The organism is Iodidimonas sp. MBR-22 (assembly GCF_029946565.1).
GTDB lineage: Bacteria > Pseudomonadota > Alphaproteobacteria > Sphingomonadales > Rhodothalassiaceae > Iodidimonas > Iodidimonas nitroreducens.
The window spans coordinates 1-23,182 of the sequence record NZ_JARKVQ010000012.1 but is presented as its reverse complement, the minus strand read 5'-3'; the positions used below and the strand labels follow the sequence as shown (position 1 = coordinate 23,182).

At 57.9% G+C, this 23,182-nt stretch carries 21 protein-coding genes; 12 read left to right on the top strand and 9 right to left on the bottom strand.

The genetic code is table 11. The features are described 5' to 3' along the window. Positions 1 to 44 precede the first annotated feature (44 nt). Positions 45 to 1,337 carry an MFS transporter gene (locus QK300_RS09975; protein ID WP_281301593.1) on the top strand — a complete coding sequence of 431 codons (1,293 nt, stop codon included), beginning with the start codon at positions 45 to 47 and terminating at the stop codon, positions 1,335 to 1,337. 23 nt (positions 1,338 to 1,360) lie between these two features. On the opposite strand, the gene QK300_RS09970 is transcribed toward QK300_RS09975, so the two are convergent. Beyond that, on the bottom strand, positions 1,361 to 3,583 hold the full coding sequence (locus QK300_RS09970; RefSeq protein ID WP_281301594.1) for a copper-translocating P-type ATPase: 2,223 nt from the start codon (positions 3,581 to 3,583) through the stop codon (positions 1,361 to 1,363). Between the two features lie 174 nt (positions 3,584 to 3,757). Between QK300_RS09970 and QK300_RS09965 the strand changes: the two genes are divergently transcribed. From QK300_RS09965 to QK300_RS09915, 11 genes are all read left to right on the top strand, one after another. Beyond that, positions 3,758 to 4,126 carry a hypothetical protein gene (locus QK300_RS09965; protein WP_281301595.1) on the top strand — a complete coding sequence of 123 codons (369 nt, stop codon included), beginning with the start codon at positions 3,758 to 3,760 and terminating at the stop codon, positions 4,124 to 4,126. A 201-nt stretch (positions 4,127 to 4,327) separates the two neighbouring features. Further along, positions 4,328 to 5,473 (top strand): TolC family protein, encoded by a 1,146-nt coding sequence (locus QK300_RS09960; RefSeq protein ID WP_281301596.1) that lies wholly within the window; start codon positions 4,328 to 4,330, stop codon positions 5,471 to 5,473. Further along, positions 5,470 to 6,735, top strand: coding sequence for an efflux RND transporter periplasmic adaptor subunit (locus QK300_RS09955; protein ID WP_281301597.1), 1,266 nt, complete (start codon positions 5,470 to 5,472; stop codon positions 6,733 to 6,735). The genes QK300_RS09960 and QK300_RS09955 overlap by 4 nt, the downstream gene beginning before the upstream one ends. After that, complete coding sequence (locus QK300_RS09950; RefSeq protein WP_281301598.1) at positions 6,728 to 9,853, top strand: CusA/CzcA family heavy metal efflux RND transporter; 3,126 nt, start codon at positions 6,728 to 6,730, stop codon at positions 9,851 to 9,853. Before QK300_RS09955 ends, QK300_RS09950 begins: the two co-directional genes overlap by 8 nt. A gap of 111 nt (positions 9,854 to 9,964) precedes the next feature. Beyond that, positions 9,965 to 10,435: an Rrf2 family transcriptional regulator gene (locus tag QK300_RS09945; RefSeq protein WP_281301599.1), complete on the top strand. Its 471-nt coding sequence runs from the start codon at positions 9,965 to 9,967 to the stop codon at positions 10,433 to 10,435. A 154-nt stretch (positions 10,436 to 10,589) separates the two neighbouring features. After that, positions 10,590 to 11,636 carry a sulfate ABC transporter substrate-binding protein gene (locus tag QK300_RS09940; protein ID WP_281301600.1) on the top strand — a complete coding sequence of 349 codons (1,047 nt, stop codon included), beginning with the start codon at positions 10,590 to 10,592 and terminating at the stop codon, positions 11,634 to 11,636. A gap of 178 nt (positions 11,637 to 11,814) precedes the next feature. Beyond that, entirely contained in the window at positions 11,815 to 13,284 is a 1,470-nt protein-coding gene (locus QK300_RS09935; RefSeq protein ID WP_281320841.1) for an alginate export family protein, read from the top strand. Positions 13,285 to 13,397: 113 nt separating this feature from the next. Next, positions 13,398 to 14,255, top strand: a complete 858-nt coding sequence (gene cysT / locus QK300_RS09930; protein WP_281301602.1) for a sulfate ABC transporter permease subunit CysT — start codon at positions 13,398 to 13,400, stop codon at positions 14,253 to 14,255. Between the two features lie 34 nt (positions 14,256 to 14,289). Then, positions 14,290 to 15,132 carry a sulfate ABC transporter permease subunit CysW gene (gene cysW / locus QK300_RS09925; protein WP_348651870.1) on the top strand — a complete coding sequence of 281 codons (843 nt, stop codon included), beginning with the start codon at positions 14,290 to 14,292 and terminating at the stop codon, positions 15,130 to 15,132. 9 nt (positions 15,133 to 15,141) lie between these two features. Beyond that, positions 15,142 to 16,293 (top strand): sulfate/molybdate ABC transporter ATP-binding protein, encoded by a 1,152-nt coding sequence (locus QK300_RS09920; protein ID WP_281301604.1) that lies wholly within the window; start codon positions 15,142 to 15,144, stop codon positions 16,291 to 16,293. Positions 16,294 to 16,341: 48 nt separating this feature from the next. Continuing rightward, positions 16,342 to 17,739 carry an FAD/NAD(P)-binding protein gene (locus QK300_RS09915; RefSeq protein ID WP_281301605.1) on the top strand — a complete coding sequence of 466 codons (1,398 nt, stop codon included), beginning with the start codon at positions 16,342 to 16,344 and terminating at the stop codon, positions 17,737 to 17,739. On the opposite strand, the gene QK300_RS09910 is transcribed toward QK300_RS09915, so the two are convergent. The 8 genes from QK300_RS09910 to QK300_RS09875 form a co-directional block, all read right to left on the bottom strand. Then, positions 17,731 to 18,723: a universal stress protein gene (locus QK300_RS09910; protein WP_281301606.1), complete on the bottom strand. Its 993-nt coding sequence runs from the start codon at positions 18,721 to 18,723 to the stop codon at positions 17,731 to 17,733. The genes QK300_RS09915 and QK300_RS09910 overlap by 9 nt on opposite strands. Next, positions 18,720 to 19,496 (bottom strand): YggS family pyridoxal phosphate-dependent enzyme, encoded by a 777-nt coding sequence (locus tag QK300_RS09905; protein ID WP_281301607.1) that lies wholly within the window; start codon positions 19,494 to 19,496, stop codon positions 18,720 to 18,722. Before QK300_RS09905 ends, QK300_RS09910 begins: the two co-directional genes overlap by 4 nt. A 4-nt stretch (positions 19,497 to 19,500) precedes the next feature. Beyond that, positions 19,501 to 20,202, bottom strand: a complete 702-nt coding sequence (locus QK300_RS09900) for a glutamine amidotransferase (protein ID WP_281301608.1) — start codon at positions 20,200 to 20,202, stop codon at positions 19,501 to 19,503. Further along, the gene (locus tag QK300_RS09895; protein WP_281301609.1) at positions 20,199 to 20,774 is read right to left on the bottom strand and encodes a redoxin domain-containing protein; all 576 of its coding nucleotides are present in this window, start codon (positions 20,772 to 20,774) and stop codon (positions 20,199 to 20,201) included. The genes QK300_RS09900 and QK300_RS09895 overlap by 4 nt, the downstream gene beginning before the upstream one ends. 4 nt (positions 20,775 to 20,778) lie before the next feature. Further along, positions 20,779 to 21,522, bottom strand: coding sequence for a hypothetical protein (locus QK300_RS09890; protein ID WP_281302302.1), 744 nt, complete (start codon positions 21,520 to 21,522; stop codon positions 20,779 to 20,781). 5 nt (positions 21,523 to 21,527) lie between these two features. Further along, positions 21,528 to 21,764, bottom strand: a complete 237-nt coding sequence (locus tag QK300_RS09885) for a thioredoxin family protein (RefSeq protein WP_281301611.1) — start codon at positions 21,762 to 21,764, stop codon at positions 21,528 to 21,530. Positions 21,765 to 21,807: 43 nt separating this feature from the next. Beyond that, positions 21,808 to 22,476: a MarR family winged helix-turn-helix transcriptional regulator gene (locus tag QK300_RS09880; protein ID WP_281301612.1), complete on the bottom strand. Its 669-nt coding sequence runs from the start codon at positions 22,474 to 22,476 to the stop codon at positions 21,808 to 21,810. Between the two features lie 69 nt (positions 22,477 to 22,545). Continuing rightward, positions 22,546 to 22,983: a DUF2285 domain-containing protein gene (locus tag QK300_RS09875; protein ID WP_281301613.1), complete on the bottom strand. Its 438-nt coding sequence runs from the start codon at positions 22,981 to 22,983 to the stop codon at positions 22,546 to 22,548. Between the last annotated feature and the right edge of the window lie 199 nt (positions 22,984 to 23,182).

Genomic DNA, 23,182 nt, shown 5'->3' with positions numbered 1-23,182 from the left:
CAGGGCGGGCACGCATCCATAACATAAACCATAAGGGACATATGATGACAGGGGCCAAATCCAGCGATCTGCCGCCGCTTTCCTTCGTCGGAAAAATCACCATCCTGCTGGCCACAGCCGTGGCGCTGCTGTCCACCCCATTGGCGGCCCCCGCCATGACCGGGATCGTCGAAGCCTTTACCGATCAGGCACAGAATGAGCCTTTCGCGCTGGCCATCATGGCTCTTGTAGAAGCCATTTTTGGGGAAACCGGGCCGCGCTTTCTGGTTAAATTCGTGCTGCTTTCGGTGCCCGCTTTGTTCATTATCATCGGGGCACCGGTTACCGGCTGGATCTGCGATCGCTGGGGGCGGAAATCCCTGCTCAATGTCTCTTTGGTGGTTTTCGGCATCAGTGGCGTTTCCACCTATTGGGCCGATAGCTTCCTGTTCATGTTCGTCGGCCGCGCCATCCTTGGCATTGCCATTGCCGGGATCAAAACATCCACCGTTGCCATGGTTGGCGATTTTTTTGTGGGCGAAGAACGCAAGAAATTTCTGGGCTGGCAGGGTTCGGCGGTCAAATTCGGCGGCCTTGGTTTCATGCTCATCGGTGGCTATCTGGCCGAACTGGATTGGCAATCGCCCTTTCTGGGCTATTTGCTGAGCTTCGTGCTTTTGCCCTTCGTGATTTTCAAAATTACCGAAAGCATGCCCGAAAAAGGCCCATCCACCATAGCATCCCGGGCCGCCTACAAGCTCGAGGCCATCCCCAAAGGCCCGGCCTTGTTCGTGTTCATTTCCGCTACATTGGCTTCTGCGTTGTTTTTTGTGACGCCCGTGCAATTACGCTTTTTTTACGAAGATAAATTCGGGCTTTCGCCGCTTTATTTCAGCTGGGCCGTGGTTGTGGCCAATGGCATGGGGGCGCTGGTTTCGATATGGTATAACAAGGTCAAATCACGGCTCAATTACACATCGATCTATGCTTTGGTCTTTGGCACCATGGGGCTTGGCTATCTGATCCTCACCTTGATGCCCGGCTATTATTCAACTTTGCTCGGCATGTTGATTGCCGGAATTGGATTTGGGCTTTTTATCCCTAATCAAAGCGATTGGATCATGTCTTTTACCGCCCCCAGCCGCCGGGGCATGGCCGTGGGGCTCGTGACCACAGCCATGTTCATGGGGCAGTTTCTCTCTGCCTTGCTGATCGAGCCTTTTGTGGTTGAAAATAATCCCGATGCCGTTTGGCAATCCTTGGCCGCCTTTTTGGGTGTGCTCACCGTGCTTTACATAATTTTCGGCCTGATCGAAAAGAAGCGCGGAAGCTGGCAGGTCAAAAAACACCCATCATAAATTGACCGTCATAGATTTGCCAATCACAGCCTTGCGGTGCGGAGCCGCAAGGCATTGGCGATCACCGAAACCGATGACAGGCTCATGGCCGCTGCCGCCACCATGGGGGAGAGCAAAAACCCAAAAAACGGATAAAGCACCCCCGCCGCCACGGGCACACCCAAACCATTGTAGATGAACGCGAAAAAAAGATTCTGGCGAATATTCCGCATGGTCGCCAAGGCCAATCTTCGGGCCCGCACGATCCCGTTCAGATCGCCCTTTACCAAGGTGATCCCGGCACTTTCGATGGCCACATCAGCGCCGGTGCCCATGGCGATCCCCACATCGGCCTGCGCCAGGGCCGGGGCATCATTCACCCCATCCCCGGCCATGGCCACCCGATGGCCCTGAGCCTGAAAATCCTTGATGATGCGGGCCTTATCTTCCGGCAATACCTCGGCACGAATATCATCGATCCCCAGCTTTCCGGCCACCGCTTTGGCCGTGCGCTGATGATCGCCCGTCGCCATCACGATCCTGAACCCCAGTTTATGCAAGGCGGTAAGGGCTGCGGGCGTGCTTTCCTTCACCGGATCGGCCACGCGCACCAATCCCGCCACAGCCCCATCGATCACCACAAACATCACGGTTTCGCCCTCATCGCGCCGGGCGTCGGCCCGGGCAGACCAATCATCGGCCTTAAGCCCCAATTCATCGAGCAAAAGGGCCGTGCCCAAGGCAATATCATGATCATCCACCCGGCCTTTCACGCCTTTGCCGGTGATGGCTTCAAAATCCACCGCTTTGGAAAGTTCATGCCCGCGATCCATGGCTCCTTTCACGATAGCCTCGGCCAGCGGATGTTCCGATCCCCGTTCAAGGCTTGCGGCAAAATGTAAAAGATCCTGCTCCTTATAATCGGCTCCGGCCTCGATCCCCATCAGCTTTGGATGGCCTTCGGTCAGCGTGCCGGTTTTATCAAGGATCAGGATATCAACCCTGGCAAAGCGCTCCAGCGCTTCGGCATTGCGGATCAGAACCCCCGCCTCGGCGCCGCGCCCGGTCGCGGTCATGATCGACATCGGGGTGGCCAAACCAAGGGCACAGGGGCAGGCAATGATCAAAACCGCAATCGCCGAAACCAGCGCATAGGCATAAGCCGGGGATGGCCCGAAAACCGCCCAAGCAATAAAGGCCAAAACAGATGCCCCGATCACCGCAGGCACAAATTTGCCCGCCACCGCATCGGCCAGTTTTTGAATGGGCGCGCGCGACCGCCTCGCATTCGCAACCATCTCAACAATCTGGCTCAGCGTGCTGTCTTCGCCTAGTCTTTTAGCCTCGATCACCAGCGCGCCGGTGCCATTGAGGGTCGCCCCCGTGACCGGATCGCCCGCTGTTTTCTCGACCGGCACGGCTTCCCCCGTGATCATCGATTCATCAACCGATGATCGCCCTTCGATCACCACCCCATCGGCGGGCACTTTTTCGCCGGGGCGCACGCGCAGATGATCACCCACGGCCACATCTTCGATGGCGATCATCTCCTCGCGGCCATCCGCACGGATCACCGAAGCCTGTTTGGCGGCCAGATCAAGCAGGGCCGAAAGCGCCGCACCGGTGCGATCCCGCGCCCCCAATTCCAATATCTGCCCCAGCAAAACCAGCACCACGATCACCGCCCCGGCCTCGAAATAAACGCCCACATGGCCATCGACCCCGCGAAAGCCCGGCGGGAAGACCTCTGGTGCCAATACCGCCACCACGCTGAAGCCCCAGGCCGCCAGCACCCCGATGGCAATCAGGCTGAACATATTGAGATGGCCGGTTTTAAAGGATATCGCCCCGCGCTTGAGGAACACCCAGCCGGAATAAAAAATCACCGGGGTTGCCAGCAGCATTTCAAGCCACAGGGCAAGGCTTGTGTCCAGCCAATCGCGGATCGGCAGGCCCAGCATCGGCCCCATGGCCAGCACCAGAACCGGCAAGGACAGCGCCACCCCCACAAGAAAGCGGCGTTTGAAATCGATCAGTTCGGGATTATCGGCCTCTTCCCCTGCGGGTAGTCCGGATCGTTCCAAAGCCATGCCGCAGATGGGGCATGATCCGGGCGTGGGCTGGCGGACTTCAGGATGCATCGGGCAGGTATAAACGGCATCTGCGGATGGATCATCCTTGCCGTTTTCAGGGGCTTTGCTCGAAGCCTGTTTGGATGCAGCCGCGCAACAGGCATGATCGGGATGTGGATGCGCTTGTTGGGTCATTTAAAATCCTGAATTCACGATTTTTTTCTGTTCCATCATTAAGATGCAAATAAGGATCGGCATATTCAAGGCTGACAAGCATCGCCAAGCCATGCTAAGCACAATGAAAGCGTGATGGCCGATCCGCATTTTCATGTTCGCATTTTCAGGGATGACGCAAAGCAAATTGACGACATGAACACAGCAAGACAGCATAAAATGCGCTTGAGCGCTGTGATCGGCTTGCTCTCTATGCTGCTGTCAATCCTTGTTGCGCCTTCAGCCTATGCCTTTTGCTCTATGGAAAGCGGGATACATTCCGTTGATATGGCGACAGACAGCACTGCATCCCAGGGCCTTCCCGATTGCACAGCCATGGCACAAAGCTGCGATATGTCGGCCACCGATTGCGCCCAGCATTGCGCGCAAAGCCTCAGTGGCATCACTCCCTTGAGCCCACAGCAGGCTGGTCATCCCACTCCCCAAAGCATCGCCCATCATAGCGGATTTCATCTCATCGGGATGACGATGGCAACCATGCTCCGCCCCCCGCGAACCGCCTGACAATGAACCCATAGGCGCGCCCCGAAAAAGGCGGCGCAAAGCCTGTGATCCTCATCAAAATGTCAGACACCCTCTTTGAGGTGCGGTATGAAATCGATCCGTCTCCCCTTCTATGCGCCGGGGCTTTTGAGCGCGTTATTCGCTTTCAGTGCGCCACAGGCTTTAGCCCAAACACAGCCGCTTCATCTTGATGAGGCGGTGATGACAGCACTGCAAATCGATGATCCATCGGTCGTGCTCCATCGCGAACAGGCAAAAGCCCTTGATGATCAATCGGTGGCGCAATCCCAGCTTCCCGATCCGCAGATTTCATTCCGGATGCAAAATCTGCCCACCAGCTTTGATCCCGATCAGGAGCCGATGACGCAATATCAAACCATGGTGCGGCAAAGCTTTCCAGCTGGTCGCACCCTTGCCCTGCGCCATGATCAAAAACAGGCCGAAGCCCAAAGCGCCCGTCTTGCCGCCAGCTTGCGGCAATTGGAAATCATCCGTGATACCCGGCTGGCATGGCTTGAAATCTTTTATTGGGCCCGGGCCCGGGAGCGCATTTTAAAAAGCCGGGACGCCGTAACCGATCTGCTGCAATCGAGCGCGGCCAGCTATGGATCGGGTTCGGGAAGCAGCCAAAGCGTCTGGCGCACGGATCTGGAATTAAGCCTTTTGGATGATCGCCTGATCGAAGCCGAACGCAGGCTGGATATGGCCAAAGCCGATCTTGCCCGGACCATCGGTGCCACAGAGGCAAGCCGCCCTTTGCCGCCCAATCTGCCCCCCTTGAAACACCCCGAGATGATCAACGCGCTGGAAGCCGGCCTGATCAACCATCCGATGATCTTGGCGGCCGATAGCCAGATCGCAGCGCAGGATCATGCCGTGGATCTGGCCCGCCAGCAATATAAGCCCGATTGGTCGGTTGAAGCGGGATATGGCGTGCGCGGCGGCAACCGGGATGATTTCATCAGTGCCGGGATCACCCTTGATATTCCCCTTTTCACAGCTAAGCGACAGGATCGCAGCCTGTCCGCTGCCCGCCATGAGCGGCAAGCGGTCCGGCTTTCCCGCGAAGCCCGCCTGCTCGATCTGAAACAGCTTTTGCAGCGCAGCCATGCCGCATGGCAAAGGCTGGCCGAACGCAAGGCCCTGTATCAAAAGGCGGTCATCATCAAAGCCGAGCAGACCACACAGGCCTCCGCCCTGGCCTATCAGAACGGGCTGGCCGATTTCCCCGAACTGATCCGCGCCCGTTTGGCCGAGCTTGATGCCCAGCTCACTTTGGATCGGCTCAGCATCGATCATCTGCAAGCCCAAGCGCATTTATTGTTTTTTGAAGGCCGTCTGCCATGAGCCTGTATTCCAAGCCTTATATAATGCCCATCCTGATCACAATCATCATGATGGCTATCCTCGTCTTTTGTTATTTTGCGCCGATCAGCGGCTTTGGGAGCGGTGAAAGAAATCAGGCACGAAGCACCGATTGCCCATCCGGGCGCGAAGCCCTTTATTGGCAGGCCCCGATGGACCCAGCGTTTCGATCCAGCAAACCGGGCAAATCGCCCATGGGGATGGACCTGATCCCGATCTGCGATGATCCCGTCAATGGCCGCGATCGCACCAGCATTCAGATTGACCCAAGGATGGTGCAAAATCTGGGGATTCGCACGGCGCGGGTTAAGGAAGGCCCCATGGCCCGCGCGATCAGCGCCGTGGGGATGCTCACTTATGATGAAAGCACCATCATCAGCATCGATGTGCGCAGCGAAGGCTGGGTGGAAGATTTAAAGGCCAATGAAACAGGCCAGCCGATAGCCAAAGGGGATCTGTTGTTCCGGCTTTATTCCCGCCCGCTGATCGCCAGCCAGGCCGATTATCTGCAAGCCCTGAAAGCGGGCCATCCCTTTTTAAGCGAGGCCGCCAAAGAGCGGCTGTTGTCTTTGGGGATGACCAAAGCCCAGATCGATAGGCTGCGTCTGGAGGGTAAGGTCATGCCCCATATCGATATTCTGGCGCCGCGCGCAGGCGTTCTTCTCTCACTTGACATCAGCGAAGGGGCCTTCATCAAGCCGGGGATAACTGCCATGCGCATTGCCGGGCTGGAACGGGTCTGGGCCCGGATGGCGGTGCATGAAAGCCGGATCAACTGGGTCCAAAAAGGCCAGCAGGCCAGCATGACCCTGCCATCGCAGCCGGGTGAACCCCTTACTGCAGTGGTTGATTATGTGTATCCCGCCATCGACCCCAAAAGCCGCACGGGGCAGGTGCGGCTGGTGCTGCAAAACCCTGATCAGGCCCTGATGCCGGGGATGTATGCGAGCTTTGAAATCATGGCCGATCCGCTGCCAAACCGCCTTTCCATCCCATCCATGGCCCTTATTCGCACCGGCGATATGGAGCGGGTGATTGTGGCGCTGGGGGAAGGCCGCTTTCGCCCGGCTGAGGTCAGATCCGGGATTTTATCGGGCGATGAGATCGAAATTCTTGAAGGCCTCGCACCCGGAGACCGCGTGGTGACATCGGGGCAATTCCTGCTCGATTCCGAAGCCAGCATCCGGGGCGGGCTGCTGCGTCTTTTGAGCCATGAAGATCAAGGGGCCAGCCGCCATGATTGATTTCATCATCCGCTGGTCGGTTAAAAATCGCTTTGCCATGATCCTGCTTGCCTTATTGCTCACCGGCTGGGGGATCAACAGCCTGCTGCGCACCCCCCTTGATGCGATCCCCGATCTATCCGATGTGCAGGTGATCATCAAAACCACCTATGCCGGGCAAGCCCCGCAAGTGGTGGAGGATCAGGTGACCTATCCCCTTACCACGGCCATGCTGGCGGTGCCGGGGGCGGTGACGGTGCGGGGTTTTTCCTTTTTCAATGATTCCTTTGTTTATGTGATTTTTGAAGAAGGAACCGATCTTTATTGGGCACGGTCGCGGGTTTTGGAATATCTTTCACAGGTGGTGCCCAATCTGCCCGATGGCGCACGCCCGGCTTTGGGCCCCGATGCCACCGGCGTTGGCTGGGTTTATCAATATGCTCTGATAGATCGCAGCGGCACCCATGATCTGGCGGCCCTTACCAGCCTGCAGAACTGGTTCTTGAAATTCGAGCTGCAAATGGTTGAGGGCGTGGCCGAAGTGGCCAGCATCGGCGGCATGGTTCGCGAATATCAGGTGGTGGTCGATCCTGATCGTTTGCGGGCGCATCAAATTCCCTTAAGCCGGGTGATCAGCGCCATCCGCCGGGGCAATCAGGAAACCGGCGGGCGGGTGATCGAGATGGCCGAGGCCGATTATATGATCCGGGCATCGGGCTATATTGATGATCTCGATGATCTGCGCGCCATTCCCTTAGGGGTTGATGCGATGGATGCCCCCATCACCCTTGCCGATGTGGCCGAAATCCGCTTCGGGCCAGACCTGCGGCGTGGCATCGGCGAGCTTGATGGCGAGGGTGAAGCGGTGGGCGGTGTGGTGATCATGCGCTTTGGGGAAAATGCCCTTGCCACCATCGATCGGGTGAAAGAACGGATCAAGGCGCTGGAAGCGGGCCTGCCCGAGGGAGTCGAGATCGTTGAAACCTATGACCGATCGGATCTGATCAAGCGGGCGGTGAAAACCCTGGGCACAACGCTGACCGAAGAACTGATCATCGTGGCCCTGATCTGTGCCTTGTTCCTGTTTCATCCCGGATCATCGCTGGTGATCGTCATCAGCCTGCCTTTGGGGGTGCTCACCGCTTTCATCCTGATGCACATCCAGGGGATCAACGCCAATATCATGTCCCTGGGTGGGATCGCCATTGCCATCGGGGCGATGGTGGATGGGGCCATCGTGATGATCGAAAATTATCACAAACATCTGGATCGCGCCCAGAAAGGCGATCCGCGCTGGCCCATCGTGGCCAATGCTGCGGCCGAGGTGGGGCCTTCGATCTTTTTCTCGCTGTTGATCATCGCGCTGAGCTTTGCCCCCATTTTCGCCCTTGAAGCGCAGGAAGGGCGGATGTTTCACCCTCTGGCCTTCACCAAAACCTATGCCATGGCGGCGGCTGCGGGCATTGCCATTACCATCTTGCCGGTTTTGATGGGGCTTTTGGTTCGCAGGCCCTATGGAAAAACGCGGGAAAATCCGGTCAGCCGCGCTGTGATCGCAGGCTATCGGCCGCTTCTGCATTTTGTTCTGCACCACCGCAAAACAACCCTCGCTTTCTGTTTTCTGGCCCTGCTCAGCATCCTCATCCCCTTCACCCGCATCGGCAATGAATTCATGCCTGCCCTTGATGAAGGTGATCTTTTATATATGCCCAGTGCTTTTCCCGCAGTTTCAGCCGGGAAAATGGCGCAGATCGTGCAGCAAACCGACAAGATGATCAAAAGCCTGCCCGAAGTGGCGAGCGTTTATGGCAAGGCGGGGCGCGCCACCAGCGCCACCGATCCCGCCCCCCTTTCGATGATGGAAACCACCATCAGGCTAAAACCGCGATCCGAATGGCGACCCGGATTAAGCATGAAAGATCTGATTGCCGAGCTTGATGAACGCGTGCAGATACCGGGGCTGGTCAATGTGTGGACCATGCCCATCAAAAATCGCACGGACATGCTGGCAACCGGCATCAAAACCCCCGTGGGCATCAAGATTTCCGGGCCTGATCTTTCGGTCATCGCCGATTTGGGCCAGCGCATCGAAACGGTCATCGCCCCTCTTCCCGGTGTGGCTTCGGTCTTTGCGGATCGGGTGGTTGGCGGGCGCTATGTGGATATGTCCATTGATCGCCAGGCCGCCGCACGCCATGGGCTCAATATCGCGGATATTCATGATTTCGTGCGATCGGCCATCGGTGGGATGACCATTGGCGAAAGCATCGAGGGCCGCGAACGCTATCCCATCAATATCCGCTACCCCCAATCCCTGCGCGATCAGATCGACAATCTGCGGCTGCTGCCCATCCTGACCGCCGATGGCGCGGATATTCCCCTATCCGCTGTGGCAGACTTGCAAATCACCGATGGCCCGGGGATGATCCGCAGTGAAAATGCCCGGTTGAATGGCTGGGTCACCATCGATATCGCCGATTATGATCTGGGCCAATTCGTGGATGAGGCGAAAAAGATGGTGGCCAGAAAGATCGATCTGCCCACGGGCTATGCCCTTAAATGGTCGGGTCAATATGAATATATGGAGCGCGCCAAAAGTCGCTTGATGACCATCATTCCGCTGGTTCTGGCGATCATCGCCTTCCTCCTTTATCTCAATTTTCGGGCCTTCAGTGCCGTTGTGATGATCATGGGCACCCTGCCTTTGGCGCTGGTAGGGGGCTATTGGCTGATGTATGGGCTTGGTTATAAAATGTCGGTGGCATCGGGCGCGGGCTTTATCGCTTTGGCCGGGGTGGCAGTGGAAATCGGCGTTTTGATGATCGTCTATCTGGATCAGGCGATGGCCCGCAAAAAGCTTGAAATCAGCGAGTTCGGTAAAATATTTGGCCCCGATGATCTGATGGCGGCAGTCGCCGATGGCGCCTTGCAAAGAATCCGCCCGATTGTGATGACGGTCGCCTCCACCATGATCGGGCTTTTCCCGGTAATGCTGGGAGATGGCACGGGGGCTGAGGTGATGCGCCGGATTGCCGCCCCCATGATCGGCGGGCTTGGAAGCGCCTTACTGCTCACAACGCTCTTGCTGCCGGTTGTTTATTATGAATGGAAGAAATATCTGATGGAGAGGACAAACTGAGCGAAAAATATGGCTTTATGCCTTTAATAATTCTATAAGACGATGTGTTTTATAGGGTGTTCTCATCATCCAGATAAATCTCTCGCGGTCTAAAGAAAGCTGCACTTTCGAATGATTTCGCAAAAAGCCAAATATGCCTTGCGGGCGCTGATCGAATTGGCCAGGGCCAAAGAAGGTGATGCGCAATTGATCACGGATATTGCCTCGCATCAGCGGATTCCCAAAAAATTTCTGGAACAAATCCTGCTCGATCTCAAGCATCATGGCCTTGTTTATAGTCGGCGTGGGCGAAATGGCGGCTATGGGCTTTTGAAAGATCCGCGCCAGATCACCTTTGGCCAGATCATGCGGATTATCGATGGCCCCATGGCGCCCCTGCCCTGTTTGAGCCGGATGGCCTATCGCCGCTGCGAAGATTGCCATGATGAAACGATCTGTGAAATCCGCCGGGTTTTTTCCCGCGCCTATGATCAATCGGCCAAAATTCTCGATAGCACGACCCTGGCCGATGCCCTGATCAACCGCCCGAAAGACCTGCTCGCAGATGGCGAGATCGAGAGCGCCCAGCGCGTCACCGCCTGATCGGCGGGGCTTGCGAGGCTCACGGGAATAAATCACATAATTAATTGTTTTTTTGTATTCAGATGTTCTTATGCATCTATGTAAAATTTTTTGATTGCTAATCTCGATTAATTCTGTAGAGATTTAAAGGTAATAAAAAAACAAGGATCCAACTATGTCAGTCATTCGAAAAATTCTCAGTCAAGGGTCTGGACTTGCTCTGGCCATCGGCCTTGCCACAAGCCTGTCCTTGCCATCCATCAGCACCAGCGCAATGGCCAAAGATGTGACCCTGCTCAATGTTTCCTATGATCCGACGCGGGAACTCTATCGCGATTTCAATGCGGCTTTCGCCAAATACTGGAAAGAGAAAACCGGAGACGATCTATCTGTGCGGATGTCGCATGGCGGATCGGGCAAACAGGCACGATCGGTGATCGAAGGCCTGCAAGCCGATGTGGTCACTTTGGCTTTGGAAGCCGATATCAATGCCATAGCTGAAAAAACCGACAAAATCCCTGCCGATTGGCGTGGCCAACTTCCCAATAACAGCGCCCCTTATACCTCGACCATCGTTTTTCTGGTGCGCAAGGGTAATCCCAAAAATCTCAAGGATTGGGATGATCTGATCAGGCAGGATGTGGCCGTTATCACCCCCAATCCCAAAACTTCAGGGGGCGCGCGCTGGAATTTTCTGGCCGCATGGAGCTGGGCATTGAAGGCCTATGATGGCGATGAAGCCAAAACCCGTGCCTATGTCGGAAAGCTTTATAAAAATGTTCCCGTATTGGATACCGGCGCCCGGGGATCCACCACGACCTTTGTGCGCCGGGGCATTGGCGATGTTTTATTATCATGGGAAAATGAAGCCTTTCTGGCTTTGGAAGAACTTGGCCCCGATGCTTTTGAAATCATCGTGCCTTCGGTCTCGATCAAGGCCGAACCGCCGGTCACGCTGGTGAGCGGCAATGTTGATGAACGGGGCACCCGCACCGAAGCCGAAGCTTATCTGAACTATCTTTACAGCCCCATCGGTCAGCGCTTGGCGGCGAAGCATTATTATCGCCCCTATCAGCCCGAACATGCCGATCCCAAGGATTTGGAACGCTTCCCCGAACTTGATCTCGCGTCCGTTGATGATTTCGGAGGATGGCCCAAAGCCCAGCCGCATTTTTTTGGTGAAGGCGGCATTTTCGATCAGATCTATCAGCCGCAACGTTGAAAGCCCCCATACATGAAAATATGCACTGAACAAGCCCGTCTCGAAAGCCTGCAAAAAGAACGCAAACAGCTTTTGCTGGCACGCTGGCGTGGTCTTGATGCCGATGGCAAAAGCCCGCTCGCCTGATCAATCAAAAAATAATCTGACAAAGAATTTGAAGAAATTGGATATACTCATGATGCCCCATAATCAAACAGGGAACGGCCATAACCAAAATCCATCCAAGCTGCGGCCTTCGCGCCGCCTGTCCTCTCTGGCGCTGACCACGGCCATCTCTGTACTTGGGGCGTCCTATGCCTTTGGCGCATTGCCAGCCGAGGCCGAAGATGAAAAGCCCTTTCGGATCGATGAAATTCTGAATACACCGGATTGGCTCACCTTGAGCGGCTCGCACCGGGTGCGCTATTCCCATCTGGCCAATCAGTTTCGCGCCAATCTCGATGAGAATGATGAAGCGCTGAGCTTTCGTACCCTGCTGAAGGCCGAGGCCAAATTCGGCAATGTCAGCTTTGTTGGGGAAATGCAGGACAGCCGCGCTCTTTTCACCGATGAAAACAGTGCTGTTTCGACCATCGTCGTCGATAGTTTTGAACTATTGCAAGGCTATGTGAATGTCCGTTTCGACGATGTTTTGGCTCAAGGATCGATCCTCGATCTCACCGGCGGGCGGCAAACCATCGACATCGGCAGTCGCAGGCTCATTGCCCGCAATCGACATCGCGATACGATTCAGGCCTTCACGGGCGTTCATGCCCATTGGAAAGGGGCAGACAAATCGGAGCTGCGGCTGTTTTATGTTTTGCCTGTTCTCATATTACCAAATGATCGCGAAAGCCTGCTTGAAAACAAATCAAAATTTAATGAGGAAGATTTCGATCTGCGTTTATGGGGTGCATTTTATAAGCGGCCCAATCTTTTGCTCGGTGCGGCAGGTGAATTTTATGTTTATGGCCTCAATGAAGATGATGATCCCAATGAACGCCAAACCCGTAATCGCGAACTTTACACGCCGGGCTTTCGGCTGATCAAAAGCCCGAAAGCAGGTCAGTGGGATTTCGATATCGAGAACACCCTGCAATTTGGCACAAGGCGCGCCTCAACTGCGGTGACCGACACCGAAGACCTTGATGTCTTTGCACATTTTCATCATTTCGAGGTCGGCTATACATGGAAAGCCCCCTGGTCGCCGCGTCTTGATTTCGAGTTTGATTTCGCAAGCGGTGAAAGCTCCACCACTGATGACGATGCCAATCGATTCGATAGCCTGTTCGGTCCGCGCCGTGCCGAATTCGGCCCCACCGGCATTTTCGGAATCCTGGGGCGTGAAAATATCATCTCACCGGGTTTGCGCATTTCGGCCAAGCCCAATGCCCGCACCGATGGGTTTATTTCCTGGCGGGCCAATTGGCTCGATGAAAACAACGACACCTTCGCCCGTTCGGGTGTGCGCGATGCCACCGGCCAATCCGGCAGCTTTGGCGGCCATCAGATCGAAGGACGGACCCGCTATTGGCTGCTCAAGGATTCGGTCCGTATCGAGGTGGGAGCTGCCTATTTCATTGAAGGCAACTTTTTGAAAAATGCCCCTGCGGCCTCTGGCAATGGCGATCCGATCTTTTTCTTCAGCGATATCACTTTCAGCTTCTGATCAAAAAAATAACTGGGCGCACGAATAAATCCTTGCATCAGGATCGCCCACTCGTCAGTATAACTCTACTATATAGGTCGATATTATCTTTTATATAGATGAAAGCCGTGCGCATGACTTTATCTGCCACACAGTCCCAAAGCTGGTTTCGTGCTCCAAGCATCCTGCCCGGCTTTCGCCTGACCATGGGGGTCACGATCTTCTGGCTCGGTTTCATCGTGCTCATTCCATTGGGTGCCCTTCTTTTCAAAAGCGCCTCTTTGGGATGGACAGAATTTTGGGAAATCGCCTTCAGTTCTCGCACCCTTGGGGCCTTGAAACTCAGCTTTAGCACCGCTTTCGTCGCCGCCCTGATCAATGGCGTGATGGGCTTGTTGTTGGCCTTTGTGCTGGTGCGGTATCAGTTTTTCGGGAAAAGGATCATTGATGCGGCGATTGATCTGCCCTTTGCCCTGCCCACCGCCGTGGCGGGCATTGCTCTCGCCACCCTTTATGGCCCCAATGGCTGGATCGGCAGCCTGCTGGCCCCATTGGGGATCAAGGTCGCCTATACGCCTTTGGGGATTACCATTGCTCTCATCTTCATCGGCCTGCCTTTCGTGGTGCGGACCGTGCAACCGGTCTTGGAAGAAGTCGAAGTCGAATTGGAAGAAGCCGCAGCAACCTTGGGCGCGAGCCGCTTTCAAACCATCACGAAAGTTATTCTCCCCACGGTTCTGCCTGCTCTTCTCACCGGCTTTGCCCTCGCCTTGGCGCGCGGCGTGGGGGAATATGGCTCGGTCATCTTCATTGCCGGCAATATCCCTTATGTCAGTGAAATCGCGCCCCTTCTGATCGTGATCAGGCTCGAAGAATTTGACGTGCCCGCAGCCACCGTTGTGGCAGCAACCATGTTGCTGATTTCATTCTCAATTCTTTTGCTCATCAATCTCATCCAAACTGTCAGCCGGCGGAGATTTGGCCGTGGATAATCCCGCTCATTATGATGGCCATCCGGGCGCAAAACTGCGCCGTGGAAGCCTGCAGGAAAGCCGCTTGATCACCGGGCTTTTGATCGGAACGGCCCTTATTTTTCTGGCACTCCTGCTTTTTTTACCCCTGATCATCGTTTTTACCGAAGCCCTGCGCGAAGGCTGGGGCCGATTTTTCGAAGCCTGGGGTGAAACCGATGCCATCGCCGCCATGAAACTGACTGTGCTGGTCGCAGCGATTTCGGTTCCCCTCAATATGGTATTCGGGGTGTGCGCCGCTTGGACCATTGCCAAATTTGAATTCAAGGGCAAAAGCCTGCTCACTACCCTGATCGATCTGCCTTTTTCCGTTTCTCCGGTGATTTCTGGGCTGATCTATATCCTGCTGTTCGGGGCCCAGGGGCTTTTGGGCCCATGGCTGCATCGGCATGGGATCGAGATTATTTTTGCCGTTCCGGGTATCGTTCTGGCCACCATCTTTGTCACCTTTCCCTTTGTCGCGCGGGAATTGATCCCCCTGATGCAGGAACAGGGCACCGAAGAAGAAGAAGCGGCGATTTCCCTTGGTGCCGGGGGCTGGCAAAGCTTTTGGCTTGTGACCCTGCCCAATATCAAATGGGGCCTGCTTTATGGTGTATTGCTGTGCAATGCCCGCGCCATGGGGGAATTTGGCGCGGTTTCCGTTGTTTCCGGCCATATCCGTGGGCTGACCAACACCCTGCCTCTCCATGTGGAGATTCTTTATAATGAATATAATTTCATGGCGGCCTTTGCCATTGCCTCTCTGCTTGCCTTGCTGGCGCTTGTCACTTTGGGACTGAAAACGGCTCTGGAATGGCGGCATGGGGCCGAGCTGGCTGCCAATAAAACTCATTAGGAAGCCGATATGGATGTCAGCATCAAAAATATTCGCAAGGAATTTCAGGGTGCCATCGCCTTAAAGGATGTCAGCCTCGATATCCGTTCGGGGGAATTGATCGCCCTTTTGGGGCCATCGGGCTCGGGCAAAACCACCCTGCTCAGATTGATCGCCGGGCTGGAATTTTCCACCCGTGGTTCGATCTATTTCGGGGGCGAGGATGCCAGCGCCAAAAGCGTGCGGGATCGCCATATCGGTTTTGTTTTCCAGCATTATGCGCTGTTCAAGCATATGACGGTGTTTGACAATATCGCCTTTGGCCTCAAGGTTCGGAAAAAATCGGTGCGGCCCGATAAAATGCTGATCGCGAAAAAGGTGTATGAATTGCTCGAACTGGTGCAATTGCAGGGCCTTGAAAAGCGCTATCCATCCCAGCTTTCCGGCGGCCAGCGGCAGCGTGTAGCCCTGGCCCGGGCGCTGGCCATCGATCCCACGGTTTTATTGCTCGATGAGCCGTTCGGGGCTTTGGATGCTCAGGTCCGTAAAGATCTGCGGCGTTGGCTTCGCGCCCTTCATGCCCAAACCAAACACACCACGGTTTTTGTCACCCATGATCAGGAAGAAGCTTTGGAACTGGCTGATCGTGTGGTGGTGATGAGCGCGGGCGCCATCGAACAGGTGGGCACCCCCAATGAGGTTTATGATCATCCGGCCACGCCTTTTGTTTATGAATTTCTCGGCTCGGCAAATGTTCTGCCCGTTCATGTGCGCGATGGGCACATTCGCCTCGAGGGCTTTGAAACCACCATCGCCACCCAAAATCCCAATGGATCGCATCAAACGCTGGTCGATGGACGCGGCGAGCTTTTTGTCCGCCCCCATGATTTTGAGCTTTGCGATGAACGCCATCATGCCATTCCCGGTATCGTTCGAATGATCCGCTCTTTCTCAGGGATGACCCGATTGGAAATTGCGGTGACCGGGCTGGAGCGGCTGATAACTGTCGAAATGCAACGCAACTCTGCCAAAGAAAGCGCAGCCTTGGCTGTGGGGGCGCGCATTCTGATCCGCCCGCGCCAATTCGGGCTTTTCCCCAGCCGCAGTGATTCCGCAGCCAAAAGCGCTGAAATCAGCCAGATCCATCCGCATCTCAGGGTGATCCAGGATAGCGCGGGCTGAATCCATGAACGCACGCATGAGGATCGAAATGCAATTGATGGAGGTTTAATGACCTATCCGCCCATGAAGGATATGAAGGATGGACGCAATCCCCGCTATGCCATCATCGGCGGTGGCCTGACCGGCATTGCGGCTGCGATTGCCTGCCTCAAACATATCAACAATCCGGCTGAACTCTGGCTTTTCGAGCCGAGCGGCTGTGTCAGCGGGGGCATTGCTTATGGTGAAGCGGCTCCCTATCATCTGCTCAATATCCGCGCTCATGAAGTCTCGGTGATCCCCGATCAGCCCGATGATTTTCTCGTCTGGTGTTTGGGACGGCTGGGATGCGGTCATGAGGAAAGCGATCTGAAGGCGGAACTCAGCCATCGCTTCCTGCCGCGAAAATTGCTGCGTGATTATCTCGAAGATCGGCTCAATGAAGCGCGCCTGGAAAATCCTCATGTCAATATTTTTTATGTCAATCAATCTGTTGATACCATTCATCCTGATCAGGCAGGCTATCATCTTGATGTTGCCGATGGTGATGGCCTGTCTGTTGATAAGGTTATGCTGGCTGCGGGCTATCATCGCCCGCTCAGCCGCCATCGCAAAGGGCTGCTGGGCCCCTATGATCGGATCACCAAAGATATGGCCGCAGAAGCCCAATCAGCCCTGCTTTTAGGCACCGGGCTTTCCATGGTTGATGCTTATCTGTCTTTGCGTGAGGCGGGCTATGAGGGTGTGGTCACAGCCTTATCGCGCCGGGCTTTGATGCCCCAACCCCATGAGCCGGTTTGCGCCCCGGATTATGAATTGCCTGATCTCAAAGGCCTGAGCATAAGGCAGATGACCCGCCTTGTACGCACCGAGGCCCGCCGCCTGCAGGATGCAGGCTATGGCGAACAGGCCATTTTCCGCAGCCTGCGCAAACAGGCCAGAATCTTATGGCAAAATCTTGATATTAAACAACAAAAAAGATTTTTGCGACATATCAAACCCTATTGGGACAGCTTCCGCCATCGGATGCCCACACATCTGCGCAAGCGTTTATTGAAAGATATGGAAAAAGGCAGCCTTCGGATCGAACGCGGCCGCATCACTGGGCTCGACCCCGAAAAAGGCAGTGTTGCCTTTCGCCGCAAAGGGGCGCAGCCCGACCAAAAAGATGAGCAACTGCAATCGGATATCATCATCGATTGCCGAGGCCATCGCCCGAATATTGCGCATAGTGCGGTCCAAACGCTTATCAATCAGGGGCTCGCCTTCATCGATGATCATCATCTGGGATTGAAGGTGGATCAGCGCGGCGCGATCATCAAGGCCGATGGCACAGCATCAAAGGATCTCTTTGCCCTTGGTCCTTTGGGCCTTGGCAGCCTGTTTGAAATCAGCGGAATCCCTGAAATCGTCTCTCAGGTCAATCAGGCCGCCCAATTTTTAGCGCCTAAAAACCGCTTAACGTAAAACCAGCAGGGGGCGCAGGGTATTTTCGATCATTTTCAAGGTGTTGCTGCCCAGAAAAACAGTGGCCAATTTAGAGCGTGAAAAGGCCCCCATCACCAGCAGATCCACATGCTGATCTTTTTTGTAATCCATCAGCACATTAAAAACATTGCCTTCCAGAAAACTGGATTGCACATTAAATCCATGCTCCACCAGCATGGCTTCGGTGCTTTTGAATTTATCGAACAGGCCCGCCTGATTATTATTCACCGTTACCAGATGGCAGGTCATGTTATAAAGCAATCCGCCTTCGATGATCCGTTTAACGGCTTTATCCGCCGTTTCCCGGCCATCATAGGCCAGCATGAAATCTTTGGGTTCAACAAAATCCCGGCTCACGATCAAAACCGGCGTGTGAACCCGACGAATGATCTGTTCGATATGCGATCCAAGCGCCTTCACATTCTCGCCGCTGCCCGCCCCCTTTCGCCCCATAACGATGATGCGCGCATCCGCGTCCGGATCGCCCTCCGGCAGGCCGGTCAGGCGCCGCGCCTCGAACAGGTTCGGCGTCAGGATATCCGCGCGCGGAACGAGTTCTTCGGTGATCGCAGTGGCGACCGCTTCGTCGACATAAAGGCCGGTGTCCGTGTCGCCCATCACCGGGTCGCACAGGAAGAGCACGCCAGCATGGGCGGTCCTGACCCGGTCGATGAAGCGCGCGGCGGAGGCGGCGGCGCCGGGGCTGGCGATATAGCCCGTCAAGATGGCGCCGATCCCGGCGGGCGGGGCGCGGTCGAGCAGCCGGTCCAAAAGCGCTTCGATAAGCGCGGGATCGAGCGGCCCGCCGGCGATGGTCGGATAATGCGGTGTGTTCGACAGGAGCGTGGTCGGTACCGCGAAGACAGTCGCGCCGAGCCGCTGCAACAGCGGCACGGCGGCACTGTTGCCCGCGCAGCCGAAGACGAGCTGCGACTGGATCGAGACGATCGCGGGCTCGCTCATGGCGCGCCGCCCGGCCAGTAATGGCTGTCGGGCAGCGGGCGCGCGCCGAAGATCGCCTGACCGACGCGCACCACGGTGGCGCCTTCCTCGATGGCGATCTCGTAATCGCCCGACATGCCCATGGAGAGGTTGTCGAGCGCGACGCCGTCCGGCGCCGCATCGCGCAGCCGGTCGCGCAGGTTGCGCATCAGCCGGAAGCAGGCGCGCACGCGCGCCGCATCGGCGGAGAACACCGCCAGCGTCATCAGCCCGCGCACCTTCAGCGCCGAAAAAGCGGGGAGTGCGCGCAGGAAGGCGTGCGCGTCTTCAGGCGCAAGGCCGTATTTGGAGGCCTCGCCCGAGCTGTTGATCTGCACGAAAACGTCGAGCGAACGACCCTCGGCCTGCAGACGGCGGTCGAGGACTTCGGCCACTTTGAGACTGTCGAGCGCCTGGAACTCGGCGGCGAAGCGGGCGACATATTTCGCCTTGTTGGTCTGCAGATGCCCGATCACTGACCAGGCGATGGGAAGATCGGCCATCGCCTCAGCCTTTTCGCGCGCCTCCTGGACCTTGTTCTCTCCGAATTCGGTCAGCCCCGCCGCATGCGCCATGCGGATGCGGGCTTCCTCGACGGTCTTGGAGACCGGCAGCAGACGGACTCCCGCCAGGTCGCGCCCGGCGCGCGCGCAGGCAGCCGCGATGCGCGCCCGCACGGCGGCGAGATTGCGCGCGATATCGCCCGCGCCTTTCGCTTCGGGGAAGCCGCCATGGCTGACCGGCGTCCCGCTCATCGCCTCAGGCCTCGATCCCGGCGAGCCAGGCTAAAATCACCGCCTGCGCCTTGCGCTCCAGCTCCGGTCCGTAAGTCTGGCCGTCTGCACGCAGGCCCGGCACGTCGATCTTCGCGGCAGCGAGTTCGGCCGCATGGCCGACGAGCCATTTCTCGAAGCCCTTCGCCGAGGTCTCGGGGTGGAACTGGAAGCCGATGACGTTGGGCCCCATAGCGAAGGCCTGGTTATCGCACAGATCGGTCGAGGCAAGCCGTTCGGCGCCTTCTGGCAGGTCGAACGTGTCGCCATGCCAGTGCAGCGTGACCGGTTCGTCGGCGAAGGGCGCGAGGCAGGAGGACTGTCCCGCGTCCGTCAGCCTGATGGGCGCAAAGCCGATCTCCTTCGTTCCGCTCGGGAACACGCGCGCGCCCGCCGCGCGGGCGATGAGCTGCGCGCCGAGACAGACGCCGAGCGTCGGCCGGTTGGCGGCGAGACGCTGTTCCAGGATGGCGATCTCCTCGGCGACGAAGGGATAGGCCTCGTCCTCATAGGCGCCGATCGGACCGCCGAGCACGATCAGGAGGTCGGTCTTGACCGGCTCCAGCGTCCAGAGCTCCTGCTCGCCGATATCCCAATAATGGACCTGATAACCGGCCGAGCGGAGCGCGGGCGCGAAAGCGCCGAGATCCTCGAACCCGACATGACGGATGGCGACGGCGGACTTCATGCGGGGCGCTCTCCTTGCGTGGTTGGAACAACGCATCCGGCCTCGTCGCAGGCGGGAGCGGACGCAACGGCGGCAGTCTCCGGGGCCACAACCTCGTCCGCCGCCTCGGCGATCAGCGCCATGATCTCCGCGCCGAGACGCAGATCGGGAACGTGCCCGAAATGCTGCGCGCGGCGTCGTCCCTGCCGGTCGATCAACACAAGGGTGGGCGTGCCCTGCAGGCCATAGGCGGCCATGGTGCGCGGCAGGCCGCGATCCTCGTCCGGTTCATCGACCGCGACGGGAAAGCAGATGCGGTATTCGTGCAGGAAGGCTTCGAGCGCGACCGGCGTCTGGGCGTCGTGATGTTCAAATACGCTGTGCAGGCCGATCACCGCGACGTCCGCCTCCCGAAAGGTATCGCGCACGCGCTGCGCCTGGGGCAGGCCATGGCTGACGCAGCCCGGGCACAGCATCTGGAAGGCCTCGATCAGCACGACGCGGCCGCGCAGCCTGTCGAGGCCGAGCGGCTCGGCGGCGTTCAGCCACCGAGCCACGTGAAGCGCCTGGGCGGGTCTGAGACGGACAGTCATCGCCTTACTCATTCACCCTTCCGGGCAGGCTCAGATCGCCGGAGGCGACGTCGAAGACGTCGGCGACGCAGAGCAGCGGTGCATGGACGCTCTCATTGACGCGGAGCCCGGCGGCCACGCCGTCATAGGACGCACCTTCGACAACCGCGATATCGTCGAATGGCACGCGCACAACGACGGACTCTCCGTCAATGAGCGGGTCCCAGCCCGGACTGTCGATCAGGATCGGTAGGCCGGGCCAGGTCTTCGGCAGCCGCGGGCTCGCGCCCTCGGGGATGTCGATCACCTTCAGCGCGCCGGGCCCGCACGTCTCGTCCGGCCCGAGCACCACCCAGTGGCTGTGCCAGACATCGCCGTCATTGGCGGGATCGCCGTCGCCGTTCTCGTCGAAGAGCGGCGTGTCGTCGAAATCGGGATGCGACGTCACCGCTAGCGCGAGGATGCCGGCCTCGCGTTCGAACCCGATCTCGTAAGGGTCGATGCTCGTTGGCCAGACATAGGAGAAGACGTCGCTGCCAGCGAGTTGGCCCGATGGCGCCGGCTTGCTCTCGCCCGCGCGGCCGGAGACGGCGATATGAAAGACCGCGACATTGCCGTCCGTCGTGATCCGGGCATGGACGATGTCGAACGGCGCCGCGACGGCGTCCGTGGCTTCGGCCGCGATGCCGCCTTCGTGGCCATGCTCATGCGCCAGTGCAGGCGCGGCCAGGGTGGCGGCGAGCGCCGCAATCGCTATGGCGTTCTTCATGGCGATCACCGCAGCGCCGACAGGTCGGCGCCGTGATTGATGTGCAGCGCCGCACCGTCGACGACAAGCGCCGGCACGGACTTGACGCCCGCGGCTTCGGCCTCCTCGATCCGGTCCGGGGCATCGCCGAGATGGACGATTTCAAGGTCGACGCGGCTGCGGTCGATTATCTCGGTGATCCTGTTCTCGGCGGCGACGCAGACCGGGCAGCCGGCGTGGTAGAAGATGGCTTTCTGTGTCATGGTATGGGTGTCTCCTGTCTTTGTTGAGAGGCGGGTTCAGACATCAGGACGCCTCGCCCGTTGCCGCGGGCGGGGCGTCCGCTTGTTCGGACGGCGCGCCGAGAAACCTTCGCCACAGGGCGTCGGCCTCCGGCTTGCCGGCCGGTTCATGCTCGCCGCAATCGAGGCGCAGGCTCGCGTCCGCGAATGCGGCGTCCACGAAGGCGCAATGATGGGGGGCGGCCGGATCGTCATGGACGTTCGGCCGGAAGAAGCGGCAGGTCGCGCACATCCGCTGGACGGGAATCGCGCCTCGGACCTGCAGTTCGCGGATCATCTTGACGAGGGCCTTGAGGAACACGGCCCGCTCGTCCGTACCGAGCGAGTCGATGGCGCCGAGCAGCGCGTCCGGCCAGACCGCCGTCTCGGCGGCGGCGCGTCGACCGCTTGGCGTCGGATGAAGAAGCGACGCCCGCGCATCGTCCGGATCGGGATGTCTTTCGACATGGCCCTTGCGGACAAGGGCGCCGGCCGCATCGCTGGCCGTGGGCTGGGTGACGCCGAGCGCTTCGGCGAGCGCGGTGATCCGCACCGGGCCGCGCTGGGTCAGATGCACGAGGATCTGCGCCTGGGTCGGCGACAGGGCGGCGGCGTCGGCCTGCCGCCAGCTCTCGGTCCGCAGGAACAGCCCGATTTTGGCCAGTCCCGTCGCGATATGTGTTTGCGTCGTCATGATGCTCCGCCTTTCGGAGCATATATTGATAGGAGTCCTATGTAAAAGCAAGCTGCATTTTCGACACGCTTACCGGCGCCGGGGCGCGAGGCGCAGGAGATCGCGATAACCGCGATCGATCATGCTCTGGCCATAGGCCGCCAGACGCACGATCTGGGCCTTGAGCGAGCTGGTTTTCCAGGGTTCGGCGCTCACGCGCCGCGCCCCGAAATAGACCGCGGCCACTTCGCGATAGCTGGCCCCGGCGCGTCTGGCGTCCACGCACCTAAGGGCCCGCTTGAGCCGGTCGCGGCGCTGGCGGGACAGGGGCGGGTCGGCCGTCCGGTCGATCAGCGCGCGGCGCAGATCGGCGGCGGCGGCCAGACGGATCGGCCAGTCATCATCGAGCGGCAGAAGGATACCGAAGGGCTTCCGATCGCGATCATCGACGGCGCCGACGAGCACGGTTCCATTATTCAGGCGCGCCCATTTGAGGCCGTAGCCATCGCGCGTCTGCGCGGGCTGCACGAGCCGAGCCAGCGAAGCGCTCCGCATCTTGGTCGGAAGCGGCGCGATAATCTGAGTTACGGCGGGCGCGTCCTCGGGATTCCAGAAGACCGGCGCGTCGGCGGCGTCGAGCTCCGGATCGACCCACTGCTGTCCGGTTTAAATTTGTGGACATGATGCACGGTGTTGATTCTACTCGTGTTCAGACGTTGGAGCGTCT

Excerpts from the sequence above, each read along its gene's own strand:
- QK300_RS09895 (WP_281301609.1), bottom strand. The coding sequence starts at position 20,774 with ATGACTGTCCGTCTCAGACCCGCCCAGGCGCTTCACGTGGCTCGGTGG.
- QK300_RS09900 (WP_281301608.1), bottom strand. The coding sequence starts at position 20,202 with ATGAAGTCCGCCGTCGCCATCCGTCATGTCGGGTTCGAGGATCTCGGC.
- QK300_RS09880 (WP_281301612.1), bottom strand. The coding sequence starts at position 22,476 with ATGACGACGCAAACACATATCGCGACGGGACTGGCCAAAATCGGGCTG.
- QK300_RS09905 (WP_281301607.1), bottom strand. The coding sequence starts at position 19,496 with ATGAGCGGGACGCCGGTCAGCCATGGCGGCTTCCCCGAAGCGAAAGGC.
- QK300_RS09910 (WP_281301606.1), bottom strand. The coding sequence starts at position 18,723 with ATGAGCGAGCCCGCGATCGTCTCGATCCAGTCGCAGCTCGTCTTCGGC.
- QK300_RS09935 (WP_281320841.1), top strand. The coding sequence starts at position 11,815 with ATGCCCCATAATCAAACAGGGAACGGCCATAACCAAAATCCATCCAAG.
- QK300_RS09920 (WP_281301604.1), top strand. The coding sequence starts at position 15,142 with ATGGATGTCAGCATCAAAAATATTCGCAAGGAATTTCAGGGTGCCATC.
- QK300_RS09955 (WP_281301597.1), top strand. The coding sequence starts at position 5,470 with ATGAGCCTGTATTCCAAGCCTTATATAATGCCCATCCTGATCACAATC.
- QK300_RS09970 (WP_281301594.1), bottom strand. The coding sequence starts at position 3,583 with ATGACCCAACAAGCGCATCCACATCCCGATCATGCCTGTTGCGCGGCT.
- QK300_RS09915 (WP_281301605.1), top strand. The coding sequence starts at position 16,342 with ATGACCTATCCGCCCATGAAGGATATGAAGGATGGACGCAATCCCCGC.
- QK300_RS09940 (WP_281301600.1), top strand. The coding sequence starts at position 10,590 with ATGTCAGTCATTCGAAAAATTCTCAGTCAAGGGTCTGGACTTGCTCTG.
- QK300_RS09950 (WP_281301598.1), top strand. The coding sequence starts at position 6,728 with ATGATTGATTTCATCATCCGCTGGTCGGTTAAAAATCGCTTTGCCATG.
- cysT (WP_281301602.1), top strand. The coding sequence starts at position 13,398 with ATGACTTTATCTGCCACACAGTCCCAAAGCTGGTTTCGTGCTCCAAGC.
- QK300_RS09945 (WP_281301599.1), top strand. The coding sequence starts at position 9,965 with ATGATTTCGCAAAAAGCCAAATATGCCTTGCGGGCGCTGATCGAATTG.
- QK300_RS09890 (WP_281302302.1), bottom strand. The coding sequence starts at position 21,522 with ATGAAGAACGCCATAGCGATTGCGGCGCTCGCCGCCACCCTGGCCGCG.
- QK300_RS09975 (WP_281301593.1), top strand. The coding sequence starts at position 45 with ATGACAGGGGCCAAATCCAGCGATCTGCCGCCGCTTTCCTTCGTCGGA.
- QK300_RS09885 (WP_281301611.1), bottom strand. The coding sequence starts at position 21,764 with ATGACACAGAAAGCCATCTTCTACCACGCCGGCTGCCCGGTCTGCGTC.
- QK300_RS09960 (WP_281301596.1), top strand. The coding sequence starts at position 4,328 with ATGACAGCACTGCAAATCGATGATCCATCGGTCGTGCTCCATCGCGAA.
- QK300_RS09965 (WP_281301595.1), top strand. The coding sequence starts at position 3,758 with ATGAACACAGCAAGACAGCATAAAATGCGCTTGAGCGCTGTGATCGGC.